At 61.3% G+C, this 14,228-nt stretch carries 10 protein-coding genes and 1 pseudogene; 7 read left to right on the forward strand and 4 right to left on the reverse strand.

Annotated elements, in window-relative coordinates; genetic code table 11:
- Nucleotides 1-552 precede the first annotated feature (552 nt).
- From MF607_RS21595 to MF607_RS21610, 4 genes are all read left to right on the forward strand, one after another.
- Nucleotides 553-1,458, forward strand: coding sequence for a tyrosine-type recombinase/integrase (locus MF607_RS21595; RefSeq protein ID WP_242122172.1), 906 nt, complete (start codon nt 553-555; stop codon nt 1,456-1,458).
- 6 nt (nt 1,459-1,464) lie between these two features.
- Complete coding sequence (locus tag MF607_RS21600) at nt 1,465-2,658, forward strand: IS91 family transposase (protein WP_242122174.1); 1,194 nt, start codon at nt 1,465-1,467, stop codon at nt 2,656-2,658.
- A gap of 308 nt (nt 2,659-2,966) precedes the next feature.
- Complete coding sequence (locus MF607_RS21605) at nt 2,967-5,366, forward strand: hypothetical protein (RefSeq protein ID WP_242122176.1); 2,400 nt, start codon at nt 2,967-2,969, stop codon at nt 5,364-5,366.
- Nucleotides 5,367-6,166: 800 nt separating this feature from the next.
- Nucleotides 6,167-7,066 carry a hypothetical protein gene (locus tag MF607_RS21610; RefSeq protein WP_242122178.1) on the forward strand — a complete coding sequence of 300 codons (900 nt, stop codon included), beginning with the start codon at nt 6,167-6,169 and terminating at the stop codon, nt 7,064-7,066.
- 301 nt (nt 7,067-7,367) lie between these two features.
- Here the strand turns inward: MF607_RS21610 and MF607_RS21615 are convergent, their stop codons facing one another.
- Nucleotides 7,368-9,620: a hypothetical protein gene (locus MF607_RS21615; RefSeq protein ID WP_242122179.1), complete on the reverse strand. Its 2,253-nt coding sequence runs from the start codon at nt 9,618-9,620 to the stop codon at nt 7,368-7,370.
- Here MF607_RS21615 and MF607_RS21620 point away from each other — a divergent pair.
- A complete protein-coding gene (locus tag MF607_RS21620; protein ID WP_242122181.1) occupies nt 9,598-10,329 on the forward strand; it encodes a helix-turn-helix domain-containing protein in 732 nt (243 codons plus the stop codon). The genes MF607_RS21615 and MF607_RS21620 overlap by 23 nt on opposite strands.
- A complete protein-coding gene (locus MF607_RS21625) occupies nt 10,326-10,463 on the forward strand; it encodes a hypothetical protein (RefSeq protein ID WP_242122183.1) in 138 nt (45 codons plus the stop codon). The genes MF607_RS21620 and MF607_RS21625 overlap by 4 nt, the downstream gene beginning before the upstream one ends.
- A gap of 60 nt (nt 10,464-10,523) precedes the next feature.
- Here the strand turns inward: MF607_RS21625 and MF607_RS21630 are convergent, their stop codons facing one another.
- Nucleotides 10,524-12,377, reverse strand: a complete 1,854-nt coding sequence (locus MF607_RS21630) for a hypothetical protein (RefSeq protein WP_242122184.1) — start codon at nt 12,375-12,377, stop codon at nt 10,524-10,526.
- A 63-nt stretch (nt 12,378-12,440) separates the two neighbouring features.
- The gene (locus MF607_RS21635; RefSeq protein WP_242122185.1) at nt 12,441-12,752 is read right to left on the reverse strand and encodes a hypothetical protein; all 312 of its coding nucleotides are present in this window, start codon (nt 12,750-12,752) and stop codon (nt 12,441-12,443) included.
- Nucleotides 12,753-13,339: 587 nt separating this feature from the next.
- Between MF607_RS21635 and MF607_RS21640 the strand changes: the two genes are divergently transcribed.
- Complete coding sequence (locus tag MF607_RS21640; protein WP_242122186.1) at nt 13,340-13,981, forward strand: hypothetical protein; 642 nt, start codon at nt 13,340-13,342, stop codon at nt 13,979-13,981.
- Between the two features lie 130 nt (nt 13,982-14,111).
- On the opposite strand, the pseudogene MF607_RS21645 reads toward MF607_RS21640, so the two are convergent.
- Nucleotides 14,112-14,228: pseudogene (locus MF607_RS21645) on the reverse strand (integrase); the annotation flags it as partial.

Consider the following 14,228-nt stretch of genomic DNA (forward strand, 5'->3'; position numbering starts at 1 on the left):
GCATGATCTCCACCTCACGCAGCTTGCCGATGATCTCCTCCGGCTTGTGCTTCTTCGCTGGCATTCGTCGTCCCTTCCTTGATCCAGACTGTCATAGTCGATGGACCACTCAGAAGGGGGCAGCTCACGTCCATGAAGACCGCCTAAACCGCGCAAATCCGCCACTTTGGCGGGCGCTGGTGACCCCTACGGGAGGCGTTGATCCAGCGTAAAAAGCACGTATTTCGGCGGTTTCGTGGGTTGCTTGCCCATCGGTTTGTACACACGGCCTGTACCCGTGCGCATAACGATTTGAGCCCGCTACTTGCCATCCGTCAAGACGAAGCTGGTGGAATGCGGCCTGTCCGCTCTCGGAAAGTCGCCTGCGAAAGCTGCCGTTTGTTCAGGATCGGGGCACGGGGCCTCAAACGCCCGTCGATGGTGGTTGCACGAACCCGCTGCGCGGGAGGGGCGTGTGCGACGCGGTTGAGGTAATGGAACGGACGTTGCGCCTGGATTGAGTGCGGCAGGAGGCAGGCAGAGCATGGGGGCTCCACCAGAAGGAGCTCTGCCATGACCACACTCGTTCCAATTGCCGTCAGCCCGCTGCGTCAGCGTCTCATCGACGAGATGGACATACGGCGCTTCGGGCGCGAGACACAGCGCAACTACATCCGCGATGTCGGCCGGTTCGCGACGTTCCTGGGGCGTTCGCCGGACACTGCAACGGCAGAAGACGTCCGGCGCTTCCAGATCGAGCAAGGCGAGCTGGATGTCCCGGCGCCGACCATGAACGCCATCGTGTCGGCGCTGCGGTTCTTCTTCACGCAGACGCTCGACCGGCCCGACCTAGCGCGCAAGCTGGTCCGGATGCGGCATGAGCGCAAGCTGCCGGTGGTGTTGAGCCGGGACGAGGTGGCGCGCCTGCTCGATGCGACCACGTGCCTCAAGCATCAGGCGGCGCTGTCGATTGCTTATGGTGCGGGACTGCGCGCAGCCGAGGTTGCCGCCCTCAAAGTGCGCGACATCGACAGCGAGCGCATGCTGCTCCGGGTTGAGCGCGGCAAGGGCGGGCGGTATCGCAACGCCATGCTCCCGACCGGGCTGCTGGCCTTGCTGCGGGAGTGGTGGCGGGTCGGTCGGCGGGAGCGCGTGTTGCACGTCGATGGCTGGCTTTTCCCCGGCCAACACTACCTCAAGCCGCTCAGCACCCGGCAACTGCACCGCATCGTCGTAGAGGCAAGCGTGGCGGCGGGCATCGGCAAGCGCGTCGGGCCGCACACGTTGCGGCACTGCTTCGCCACCCATCTGCTCGAGGACGGGATCGACGTTCGCATCATCCAGACGCTGCTGGGACACGCCAAGCTGGAGACCACCGCCTATTACACCCAAGTCGCCACGCGGGTCCTGCGCAACGTGACCAGCCCGTTTGAACGGCTCGCGACCACCGCTGCGGAAGGGAGGGCGCCCAAGGGCTGAGCGGCGTTGCGCGCCTCACTCGAGGTCGCCGACATCTTCCGCGCTGCCGGTCCTGCGTACCGGGCCGCCCGCGCCGGCCACCTGAGCCTGGACCAGTTGAAGGTGATGTCGGCGGTCGAACACTGCCGTACCGCCGTCATGGGTGGACATGTCGAGGCCTGCACCGACTGCGGGCACTGGCGGGTCGCCTATAACTCCTGCCGCAACCGGCATTGCCCGCGATGTCAGGGCGCGGCCGTGCGCACCTGGCTCGCCGAGCGCGAGGCCGACCTGCTGCCGGTCGGCTACTTCCATGTCGTTTTCACGTTGCCGGCTGAGGTCGCCGACATCGCTCTACAGAACAAGGCGGCAGTCTACGGCCTGCTGTTCCAGGCGGCGTCCGAGACGATGACGACTATCGCTGCCGACCCCAAGCACCTTGGCGCCCGCATCGGTATCACCGCCGTGCTCCATACGTGGGGCTCAGCGATGACCCACCACCCGCATATCCACATGATTGTGCCCGGCGGCGGTCTCTCGCCCGACGGCAGCCGCTGGATCTCGTCGCGCCCGGCGTTCCTGCTGCCGGTCAGGGTCCTGGGCAAGCTGTTCTGCCGCCTGTTCCTGAACCGGTTGATGGCGCTACACGAAGCGGGGCGGCTCGCGTTCTACGGCAACCTCGCTCACCTCGGCGACCGGCGCGCCTTCCTGCGTCATCTCGCGCCGGTCAGGAAGAAGCGCTGGGTCGTCTACGCCAAGCCGCCGTTCGCCGGACCCGAGACGGTACTAGCCTACCTGTCGCGCTATACCCACCGCGTCGCCATATCGAACAGCCGGCTCCTGCGCTTCGACGAGACCGGGGTGACGTTCCGCTACAAGGACTATCGTCGGGGCGGTGCCGACCGGCAGCAGGTCATGACGCTCGCCGCCGACGAATTCATCCGCCGCTTCCTGCTCCACGTTCTGCCGAAGGGCTTCCACCGCATCCGTCACTATGGCCTGCTCGCGGGCGCCACACGCAAGGCGCATCTCGACCACGTCCGCCAACTGCTCGGGGTCGCTCCGCCGGTCACGACAGATGCGCGGGTCGAGCCGGACGACACCCGCCCGCCATGCCCGTGCTGCGGCGGGCACATGGTCGTCATCGAGACCTTCGAACGTCAGTGCCGGCCCCGCGCCCCGCCAGCTCCAGCGCCGTCATCCGGGACACAGGCGCCGTGATCCGGCACGGCCCGACAGCACCATACCCCGCAGCATCCATGCCTGCGGAGCCGATGTCACCTGCGCCGATCGCCGTCAGCGAGGTCGCTACCTTGAGCCAAGCTGAGCTGCTAACGCGGGTGAACCCGTCATGGCCACATAGATTCAGACCGTCCGCATTCAAGGTCGCGCCCGCACCCGCCGCGCCGCTCATCACCCTGGCGGGCCGAAAACCGAAAACCCCATAGCACACCGCTCGTTGCCCGCAGGTTCGGGCCTCCAAGACTTTCGTACGCCCGCCGGCATCCGAAACTCTTCAGGAAACCGGAATGTCCGGTTTGGAGCAGGCGCTTCCGGTAAGCTGCCGTTCGTTGTCCGCTAAGGATCAGCGGCTATCCACCCAGATTCGGGTCATTCCGAACCCTCTTAACCGATCTTCGACTCGGACGATCACCCAAGCGGCGGCGGGACGGTTGAGTTGGACAACCCTGCTGCCTAAAATCGATTCATCCATCGTGGCGGATAGAGCCTTCTTAGGCCTTCGAATCTGTAAAAGGTTGTGCAATCATGCGCGCGCAAAGGATCTGCGTCACATGCCAACGAAATTTCCTCAAAAAAATATGGACGGTTTCCACAAGGCTGCGACGTCGCTCAAACTGTTCAGCAGGGCAGAGCTTAATGATGAAAAGAACCGCTCTCTGATTGAGAAGCTTTATGTCGATCCACTGCCGAATGAGCACGTTTTTAAGACCCTGTTGGCGGATAATACGACGTTTATCGTTGGCCGCAAAGGCAGTGGTAAGTCGACTGTATTTCAACGCGTTCAGCACGAAATAAGAAAGAATAGGTCGAATGTTATTTCTGCGTATATGGATATTAGAAACGTATTCGAAGCCTCACAAATAGACCCTATAGCGTCGGGCAAAATCGCGTCCTTAGAGTCTGCACTTTCTCCGGACCAAGTACAAAAGCTTCTTTTATACAAAAGGTTTTTCAAGCTTTTAATTACCGACGTCCGCGACGAGCTCAAAGCTCAGGTTGATCAAAGCTTCCTGACTAGGCTGAAAGAGCGCGTGTCGGGAACCTCTGCGGAAGTATTCCGTGGATTAGACAAGGTTATCGCCAAACTCGAAAGCCCAGATTGGGAGGATATCGCCGGCTTCACGACAAAAAACGTGAAGGCGGTGTCTGGGATCAAAAGCGCTGAAAAAACCCATGCGAACGTGAGCGGCAAGGCTGACATCAAATCCGCGGAACTAGCAGGAAGCGCTGGATTTGAGCGGCAAATTTCGAGCGAGGATTCAGACGAAGCGGTATACACGCAGCTGCTGATGCGTGTGATCGGCATCAATAATGTGATTTCCGAGCTTCAGAAAATACTCAACTCGTTGGGCATCAAAAGGCTCTACATCTTTCTTGACGACTTTTCAGAGCTGCCGCGCGAGGCAATGCATCTTCTTGTAGACGCCCTGATCTCGCCACTTGCTCGTTGGTCGGATTTCATCAAGTTCAAGATCGCTGCGTACCCTGGCCGCGTCTACCTCGGTTCACTCGATAAAACCAAGATTGAGGAAATTGAGCTAGACATTTACGGCCTCTACGGCGGGTCTGGTGTCAACAAAATGGAAGAGAAAGCAACCGACTTCGTCCGTCGCGTAGTTGAAAAGCGTATACAGCATTTTTGTAAATTGGATCCGGACGTATTTTTTAATGCTAAGTTGGCGGACTTATGGAAGACCCTGTTTTTCGCTTCTATGGCCAACCCGCGTATTCTGGGCCATCTGATGCTTTATGCATACGATACTCAGCTAATTTATGGCAGTCGCATTGGTGTTCAGGCGATACAAGAAGCTTCTCAGCGATATTATGAGGAGAAGATTGCGCCGTTCTTTTCGACTGGAAAGTATCGGATGGCCTTGGAAGAAAGGTCATCGATTTATTCACTCAAGGAGCTGCTTGAGACGATAGTCGGGCGGGCCAGGGCAATACGCCAAGAGGGGTCTCGTGATAGCGGCGGGGGTCGAAGTCGGCCTTTCGCAAGCCATTTTTACGTCTCTCACGATTATGACGACCTCCTTTTATCATTGGAGACCTCATTTTTTCTGACTAAGTACTTTGAGCAGTCTGACAGAGAAGGCACGCGGGTTTCGATCTATGCGCTGAATTTTGGCCTTTGCGTCAAGTATCAGATCGGCTTTGGCCGTCCGTCGGAACGACGTGAGGATCGACTGTACTTTGTAGACCGAAAGTTCGATTACAATGCGCTTGCCCGCGCTTATATTCAGCAAAATCAGGAAGTAAAGTGCAATAATTGTGCAGCAGAATTCGATCTAACAATGCTTCCCGCGCTTAAGATGTTCCAGATGCGCTGCCCTACCTGTCACTCAGGTGAGTGTAAGGTCGTAAATTTGTCAAAGAAGTACGCAGACGTGATAGATACTATCCGGCCTGATTTACTTCTGCCCGAGACTGAGCTGAGCATTATGCAGACGCTCTTCAATGAGAAGAAACCAATGGTAGCCGCTGAAATTGCCGGGGATCTCGACTGCTCCGGTCAGCTCGTTGGGCGTCGTGGCAAAAACCTGTCCGAGCGAAAGCTCGTGGATCGTACCCAAACGGGTCAGGTGTACCGCTATGACTTAACCGATCAGGCGAGAAACGCGTACTTTAGCGATAGCGGCGCGACCGATCTGAACGTGTCAAATCCTGCGGATCCGCATCAATCCTGAAGGTTGTCGCTTGGATAGTTCACCGACGAGTTGAGCGCGACAGCAAGCCGGTGCACACGGGGCAGCGGGACCGTGCGCAGACGCATGATCCCGCGCTTTCATAACGCGCGGGGTCAGCAAAAGCTGGAACGATACTGGGGGTAGCTGTCGTTTGAGCTGCGCCTCCTGCGGGGGGGACGTCCGACACGACTTAGAAAATGCCAATTAAGCACAACCTTAGTGAGCGTCCGCGTTCGAGCGCACCACACCACACGATAAGTGACGGGTTGTGGGTCTCAGCTGCAAACCTGGCGGCAGCTGTCGACCACAATATGTCGTTTGGCGGCCAAGCTTCGAACGGCAGCTTCCGCCGGAACCAGCCGTGGCCCAGCACGAAGCCGTTTGGCAGCAGTGCGCCCCAATCTTGGGCGTTCGCCGGGCTAGTGCATGGTCCTGTAACCTGCCGGTTGTTCAGCTTAATTGGCGTTACGCTCTAATGGCTTTGTCGCGCAACTCCCGCGCGGGCCGCAACGCAGTCGGTATTATCTTTAAGGCGCGTTGAGCGACGGATTGGCGGACTGGTGGGACAAGTAAATCTGGGGCAAGATTCAGCTGCGGACGGGCGACGATATGCTCGAGACGCAACCGTCCGTGACAAGGATTTCTCACGTTAGACGAGAAAAACTCGTGCCAAGCCACTCACTTCGCTAATGATACGGAGATGGCGGCGAGCCGCGCGTGGTAAGGATGCACCAGTGGTCGATGAAGGTGGCGGCTCAGGACTTTTCCTTGTGCAGGACCCTGCGCTCCGTTCTGCGGTCATGCCGTTGTTCGCGATAGACAAGCGCGATTTGTCAGAGCGCCCCAAAGGACGCGGGACGACTTTCAGGATCGACCCGTGGTCGGGATGCGCGACGGCTTATCACGTTGTTGAGGAGTTGCTTGAGGTGAAGGACGGGGCTCCTGCCCTACGCGAGCATGTCAGACTGATCGCACTCGAGCTCGAGGGCATCCCCTATGGAGCGCCGGCGATTAGACCAGAGCAATGGCGCAATTTCGAGGGCATGTTCGCCGTGTCGGGGGTGAAGAGCGAGGTCGGCCGCGCGCCTGAACTGCGCAACGTCACCGAGCTGGCGTCGCTGCGGATCGCGCGGTCGGCCGGCGCCACCGGACCCGGGCTATACCTAGGCCTCGACCTTCGGCGCTGGAGTCCCTCGGTCGGCGATCGGGTCACTGCGTTTGGCTTCGCCGATCTCGACGTCGGCGCAGATGGCGAGGGCAGCGATGACCTCCGTCCCATCTCTCAGGACGTTTACGGGTCGTCGGCGACCATCACAGATATCGAGCCTGCCGACCCGGCCCGTGGAAGGCCTTGGCCGTTTTTCCGCGTCGATCGCGACTGGCCCGGCGGGATGAGCGGAGGTCCGGTCGTGAACTCGTCACGCCACGTCATCGGCATCGTGAGCACGGGCATATCGTTCGCGGCCACCGGGTCCGCCGTCTTCTTCTCCGGCAGCAGCGCGCCGGAGACCCTGTTTCCGCACGTCGATCCGGGTGCGCCGGGCCAGATATATTGCTGGGGGGGCTTCGGTGCGGACGGCGTGGTAGCGATGATCGCGCCGACCCGCGACGCGCTGATGACGATGGACGGGTCGACCGAGCTGCAGGACGTCGGGCCCATGTCCTACAATACGAACACCGGCGACTACATCTGCCTTTAGCCAGGCTGCCGACGCTCGGACGGGCCTAGGTGACTTCGAGCGGAAGCCTTTCGGCCCTGCGCTTCGCGTGTCCCGCCTTCGATTTTTAAAGGCGGCGCCGTCTGTTCCCCTCTATGCTGCCACCCGCCTGTTGATGTTTCACTTCCTGCGACCTCGCGCAGTCGCTCGGTTTCACCGCTGCCCAGCTGGCACTCGCGTGGGTGCTGCTACGTCTCGGCGGATCACCTGATCGTAAGTCGACTAGGTGCTGCAGGCCGACCCGGGTTAGAGTAGGGCGGGATGCCGGGCCGAGCCGCTGAAGTTATTCGCCTGCGTCACCTTCATCGTCTTCTACGACGGCGCCTGACATGGGTTGGAGCGTTGTCAGCCGCTTGCGGCTTAGACCGGCGGCGTGGATGGTCGCGCTGTTCCGCATCCAGGCGTCGTTGACGAGATCCTGCCATTGCACGACCTCGATCTGGCCGCGGTAGTCGCCCTTGAGCTGGCGGATGCGCCCCTTGCCGTTGGAGGTGGTGTCCCATCCCGAAAGCTGGAGGACGAGGTCGCCCTCGATAACGGCGACGACGTAGCAGTGGAAGACGCAGTCATGCGCGATCCTGACGCGCGTTCTGCCGAACGACTCGATCTCCCCGCCCTTGAGCTGCGACAAGTAGCGGGTGATCTGCTGTTCGATCTGGTCCTTCGCGCCATTGTAGGTCCTGCGGCCGGGCTTCTTGAACTCGACGACCATCACCGTGCGCAGCGGTTCCGACATGTCGATGGCGTCGGGATGATCCGGGTCGGTGGAGCCCAGCCCGTGGGCGAGGTCCCACAGGAACAGGTCGGGCCTGTCCGCGGATCCGGCCTCGACGAGCACGTCGTCGAGCCGCTTGTCGGATGAGAACGCCCGGGTGAACGCGAGACGCTCGTCTATCACCCAGAGCTCGTGGGCCCGGCCCTCTAGTTTAGACGGATCGTCCCCGCGGATGTTCATCGGACAGATGAACGAGTGAAGCGTCCGTTCGAGGTGGAAATCGTCAGACGCGCCTTCCCGCGCGCGAATGCGCGTTATCAGCCTCTCCAGCAGTTCGAGCGCGAGCTTCCGCCGCACTACGTGCTGCGCGAGCGCGAGCTGTTCTGAAGCCTGGATGCCGCGCGCCGCTTCGACGATAGATTCCTGGAAGCGGAACTCCTCATTGGCATCCAGGGCGCTAATGAGCTTCTGCAGTGTATCCTGTCGCTCTTCGTCACGCCGTATCTGGAACTTGACGAGACCGGACGCGAACTCCTCCGGTGTCGCCGCGTGGAGAGGGACGCGCCCTAGCTGGGCGTCGTCGTCGTCGAAGCCGTAGGTCGGGTAGCGCTCGACGAAGGACTCGTAGCGCTTGCGCCGCTTCTCCACAAACTTGCGGACCTGATCCGGCAGCATCCGATTCCTGACCGCTTCCATGCAGAGCCGGCTGATCTGCTTCAGCGTGCGTTCGGTCAGGTTGAACGCCGTCCGACCCTCATTGACGCGCAGGTCCAGGTATTCGCCCGAGACGCATCCGTGGAACGCGAGGTCCGTCTCGCCGTCGCGCTCCAGCGTTTCGATGCCGAGGAGATTGTCGACCTTACGTGTCTCGACCGTGCGCCCGTTTGCCAACAGGTGAAGCTGGTGGAGCCCGTCCAGGCCCGTGCTCGCCTCGGGCCGGCAGACGAAGCCGACGATGCGCAGTTCGCCGAACTCCTCGCTGACCGCCGTGGTCTCCATCTTGGTCCCGACCACAAGGTCGGACACGGCCTTGGGATATTCGATGGCGTCGCCATCGACATCGAGGAGAATCGTCGGGCCGCCGCCCAAGAGGAAGTCGGCGATGAAGTGCGCGCTGAAGTAGCGTAGGAACGTGTCGGCTCGCTTAGGAAAGGGGTCGGCGTATTCCTTCGTCCGGATGCCGCGAAAGCGCACGCGGGTGCCCGTGTCGGTTTGGGGCTCAGCGGCCTTGTCCTCGGCGGTGGGGACCACCTGCTCAGTGTTATTGAGGACGAACCCGAACGCGCGCTCGGCGATTCCGCTGTCGAGGCCGTAGGTGCTGTCGACCTCAATCTGGTCGAAGGCGTCGAGCCAGAAGAGACGGCCGACGCCCTTGCCGCCCTTGCTCTTCTTGAAGTCGGTGTCGATCTCGCAGAATGCTGCGTAGCGATCGGCATCGAGGCCAATGCCGTCGTCTGCGATGACGATCTCAATGCCACCCGGATCCGCGAGCTTCGTGACCGTGATGTCGATCCGGCCTTGGGCGACATCGTTTTCGTATCGGTCCTCGATTCCGAACATTGCGTTGCTCACAGCTTCGAAGAGTGGCTGCAGGCTTTGCGTGGCATTCGAGGGCTTCGGAAGTTTCCGCACCCGATTCTCGATGTTAGGAGTGAGCGTCGGCAACTGTAACCCCCAATGTGATGCGTTGCGGACATGTTTACCTAGGCCTTGGGCAACGGCCAAGGTCGCCCGCGCAGGGACGGTCTGAAGGGATTTTTGCACTCGATTCTGCGGCGACCGATGCCAGAATGGTCTCATGTCGATGCAGATGAACAGCATGGCGGAGGCCGACCGGACAGGCCTAGCCGCATACGTGAAGTTTCAGCGCGAGCAGCTCAAGTGGAAGCGCGGGCTCCTGGCGTCGATGGCCGGCGTCTCGCTCTCCACGGTCGAGCGCGTCGAGCGCGGTGAGCCGGTCCGTCCGGACGCGCTTCAGTCGGTCGCCGGCGCGCTTGGACTGCAACGCGACGCCTTCACCCGCCCGCGCCCTGAACTGGACGAGCGGCAACAGGCGGAGTGGCTGGACCGCCTACGCACCTGGCTGGAGACACACGTGCCGGTTAAGGTAGCCCCGCTCCGCAACGAGGCGCAGCTGCGCTCGCTAGCCGAGACCCAGTTTGTCGTCTTCGACAGCGATCTCGGCGAGGTTGCCGCCGACGATCTCGGCGAGCTGAGGGAGTGGCTCGATCTCGCCGGCTTCATTCGCGCCACGGTCGACGGGACAGTCTCGCCGCCGCCCGATCGGGGCTTTCGTATGCGCACGCTCTACGCCGACATCTTCGCCCATGTCCGGGAGATGGAGCGGCGGCATGGCGCAGTCTGTCTTGTCGGAAGCTATAAGGCCGAGACCGACATCGAATACTTCACCGAGGCGCAGGTCGGCGTGCTGGCGTTGAGGTCGAAGGGAAACAATCCGGCTGCCATCAAAGTCGACACCTTGTTCGCCGAGCGCCGTATCGATCGCGGGTCGATCGCATGGGACCGGTGAGGCGGGATCGCGACAGCTTGCGAGTGCGCTTCGGCGACGTGTTCGTCGGGGAGCTCGCCCGCAGCCTGGCGCGCGGTGTCGTGATGGCGAGCGGTTTCGTCGCGATGGAACTGGTCCGTCACATCCTGAACTAGCAGCGGGCGATACCGGATGCACCGCGCGGGCTAGCTAACCCGTCGGTGCTCACGCTGCACTCAGGCCTTCGGGAACCTGAAGAAACTGATCCCATCGAACGTCGGCGACTTCGACCTGCGCGTCTTCAGGACGACCACGCAGTCGGTCGCGCCCAGCTTCTCCGCGAGATCGTGGCCGATGAAGCGTGATTGGTCCATCCAGGCCTTCGCGTCCTCCGGATGCTCGTTCGCCATGTAGACTCCGACGACGAACACCCGGTCACCCACCACCATCCTCGCCGACAGCGTGTTTCCGGCACCCTTGCCGCCGCCATTGCGCCATCTGCGGGGGCTGGCAGCGATCCCCGCAAGCGCCGCCGGGCTCTGGTTGAGGATCGTAAGCAGGATGTCTAACCGGTGGCGATCGTCGGCCGCGTAAATCTCCTTGGCGATCAGCGACCACATCGGCCGAAGCGTAGTGCCCGGCGTCGCGAACTCGCGGCGGTCGGCCCGCGGCGACGCGCGTCCGCGCACGGCTTCGTCCGCCTGCAGGAAGGTCACCTGTCTCCCATCGAGGGCGCGCGCATTCAGCACGAACCCGTTCCGCAGATACATGGATAGCAGGTCCTGCTCATCGCCGACGAAGTCCATGACGTCGTCGGCGGTCGCCCGCCTCGTCATGTAGTGGAGGAACGAGATCTCGGTATCAAGCCGCTCGGATATCATCCTGAGCTCCGCCAGGGTCAGGATCGGCGCCCATTCCTGGTCGTCCGTGAGCAGTCCCATTTCGCGGAACGGGCGCCGGCTGCTGGTCACCGAGGCGAACTGCTCGATGCAGACGCCGAACTTGTGGATGATGCTCGGCCCGCCGCGGTCGAAATCGACGATTTTTGCTGTGCGATCGACGACCTTGATGTCGGCGCGACGGGTCGCGAGCAGCGCCGCCAGCCGTGCGGCCTGGCGCCCCGGTTCGATGAACAGATCCTCGAAGTTGGTCATGAGGCTCTTGATGCCGCCCCGCCGCGCGGCGGCCGCCAGCTTGCCCGACTTTGCCTCGAAGATCAGGACCTGCATGCCGATGACCGCGACCACGTCGTGCTCGTAGAGCACCTTCGTGTCAGGATCCGTCCACTTCACCCCTACGTAGACCTTGGCCGACGGGAGCGAGAGGCGGACGATCCTCTCGACGTCGTCCTCCAGATACCGTGCGCGGGCGTCCGAATACGCCTTGTTCAACTTGGCATCTGAACCCAGCAGCCCCTCGATGATCCGTAAGGGGAAGCTCACGATGAGGACGGGCAGGGGGATGAACAGCGTATCGTGGTCGAGGGCAATGAAAGGCCGGTCCCAGATCGGGTTCGCGAGGTAGATGTTCGGCAGATCGGCCTCGGCGATGTCACCGAACCGCATCGAGCGCGAGAACAGCGCTTCGGTGATCGGGCTGCCGAACTTGGCGACGAGGTCGGCGCGGTCCAACAGGAACAGCGGTGCGCAGAGCATCTCCGCGACTTGGAAACCGGCCGATCCGACGCCGCCGGCGTCAGAGGGGCAATGCTTCGCGGGACGCCACAGCCGCTTCGCCCACTCCGACCCCTCGAGCATGGCCCGCACAACTTCCTCAGGATTGGTGCCAGCCCGCAGGATCTCTTCGGCTTCGATGCGCTCGTAACAACGCCGTCCGGTCTCGTTGAAGATCTCGAACAGCGCCTTCGCGAAGTCCGATGTGCGGAAACCTAGGTGCTTCTCGGCGGCGGTGTCCATAAGCCCGAACAGCGCGGGCAGGACGTCCGCCGCGTCGTCGCTGTTGAACACGTTCCGATAGAAGACCGTCCGCAGCCGCACGCTTCGAGCGAGGTGCGCGGCGTCATCCGCATCCTCGCCCGGCTCGGTTGCGGTCAGGTAGGCAGCTAGGTTTCGGCGCGCGAGTTCCCACATCCGGACCATCGATTTCGGAGCGGCGGGCACCTGTCGGCCAGCGCCGGCGGCTATCGCGAACGCCTAGAGGATCTCGACGTTGACCTGATCGAGGCCCGATGGTCCCGCGCTGATCTCGCCGGGACGCATCTCTCTGAGAAGCTGCTCTCCGGTTTTCGCGAGAAGCGCGACGACGTTCCGCGCCCTTAGGAACCCGAGCAGGGCAGTACTCGTCTCTGCCGAGACGGCAGCTGCGTCGCCCTCGATGCGGCCGCTGCGCAACTGGGTCGGATCGATCTCGCCGTATCCCGGGATGGCGCTCGATGGCTGTCCAAGCTCGCGCGTTCCGTTCGCTTTCAGCCGGCCATTGGTCCGCGGGGACCGCTTCTTCGACATGCTAGTGCCCGACCTGCCTGCTTGACGTTCCGTTGGTTGGGGCATCCTAAGGCAAGCTACGAAGGATCGCTTCGGAAAACGGTCTGGTGCGGCTGAGCCGATACCAGGTTCGCAACCGCATTTTTGCAAAACCGGCGCAGTTTGCCCTGAAAGTAGATTCTAGGAAGCAGAGCGCAGCCAAGAAGTAGCTGCGATTGCTCGCTTCCGGCGTCAGAAGATATCATCCGCCAGCGGCAGCTATTGGCGCAGTCACAACCCCAACGTTGACTGGCTGCAGCCGGCCCAGCTCGCGTCGTTCTGCGATCCCGGTCGAATAAATGCCGGATGTCCGTTCCCGGCAGGAGCTGCCGTCCGACATGTCGCCTGCGAACGGCAGCAAAGTCCCACTTCGTCTCATTCCACGGCCGCTCATCGAGGCCCTGAACGGACATGAACGAATGTCTGAAGTTTGGGAGCGCGTGAAGACTGCTAAATGTCGTCTTGTGGGTCTCGCCTGCGGCAGGTGGCTTGCCCGGTGACACCAATTTCTCGACCTGCCGCAGACCGATGGTGTTGTGCAGTCCGGCTCAGGTCGTCAATCTGATCAAATGAGCGACAGAGCGTTATCTCAGATAGATCAGCATGTAAGCCAAAGGGTGGAAAATCTCTACCGCACCTTCAAATTACCAGTGCCACCCGTCATCGAAGGCTGCCCATGCTGCATCTCGACGCGTGGGGCTGACGTCCTTCTCACAACGCCGCTCCGCCAAATCACTGGGCAGGCGCTCTGGCGCTACGTGTCTGGAGTGTTCCTGACTATCGGAGACAAGTCGGACTTTCGTTACCTCTTGCCTCGCATCCTCGAAGTATCTGTCTTTGATCAAGAAAACTCCAACGATCCCGAGATCGTGCTTGGCAAGTTCGCTCTTGCCGATTGGCGCTCGTGGGCATCGAATGAACAGCACGCGATCGAAAGCTTCGTCGATGCTTGGTTTGAACAAGCACTCGAACGTGATCTGATTGAGGCCGACCAGGCTTACATAGGAATGAATGCGGAAAGTGTACTTTGTGGCGCAGCGCGGGCTGCGATGCCGCTAGGGCGGTGGCTGCTCCGGTTATCTGCACCAGACGCGGCCCTATTGCTGTTCGATATGCAACAACGCTTCCCAGACGATATGTCGCCTTTTTGGGAATACGTACCTGAGGGCTTGCAAGAGCTGTCCACTATCCTGACGCAAGGGCACAATTAGATCCGCTTCTCTTCATTTATCTGCGCCGTTCGGCTTCAAGGACCGCCGCATGCGCCCGGATTGTAGTATGAACGAATGGCAGAAGTTAGGAAGCGGGCAGCGCGTCCGGAATGACCGTTTTTGGGTCGGCTCAGACCTCAGTGCGTTCGGCCAGTTTTAGGGCGTCCTCCACGTCGACGCCCAAGTAGCGGACCGTACTGCCGATCTTGGCATGGCCTAGAAGGATTTGAACGGCGCGGAGATTACC

The organism is Sphingomonas lacusdianchii (assembly GCF_022664395.1).
In the GTDB taxonomy this organism is placed as follows: Bacteria; Pseudomonadota; Alphaproteobacteria; order Sphingomonadales; family Sphingomonadaceae; genus Sphingomonas; species Sphingomonas lacusdianchii.

What these genes read in the sequence shown, in the direction of transcription:
- MF607_RS21595 (WP_242122172.1), top strand. Translation starts at nt 553, where the DNA reads ATGACCACACTCGTTCCAATTGCCGTCAGCCCGCTGCGTCAGCGTCTC.
- MF607_RS21605 (WP_242122176.1), top strand. Translation starts at nt 2,967, where the DNA reads ATGTCCGGTTTGGAGCAGGCGCTTCCGGTAAGCTGCCGTTCGTTGTCC.
- MF607_RS21610 (WP_242122178.1), top strand. Translation starts at nt 6,167, where the DNA reads ATGCCGTTGTTCGCGATAGACAAGCGCGATTTGTCAGAGCGCCCCAAA.
- MF607_RS21620 (WP_242122181.1), top strand. Translation starts at nt 9,598, where the DNA reads ATGTCGATGCAGATGAACAGCATGGCGGAGGCCGACCGGACAGGCCTA.
- MF607_RS21615 (WP_242122179.1), bottom strand. Translation starts at nt 9,620, where the DNA reads ATGCTGTTCATCTGCATCGACATGAGACCATTCTGGCATCGGTCGCCG.
- MF607_RS21630 (WP_242122184.1), bottom strand. Translation starts at nt 12,377, where the DNA reads ATGTGGGAACTCGCGCGCCGAAACCTAGCTGCCTACCTGACCGCAACC.
- MF607_RS21635 (WP_242122185.1), bottom strand. Translation starts at nt 12,752, where the DNA reads ATGTCGAAGAAGCGGTCCCCGCGGACCAATGGCCGGCTGAAAGCGAAC.
- MF607_RS21640 (WP_242122186.1), top strand. Translation starts at nt 13,340, where the DNA reads ATGAGCGACAGAGCGTTATCTCAGATAGATCAGCATGTAAGCCAAAGG.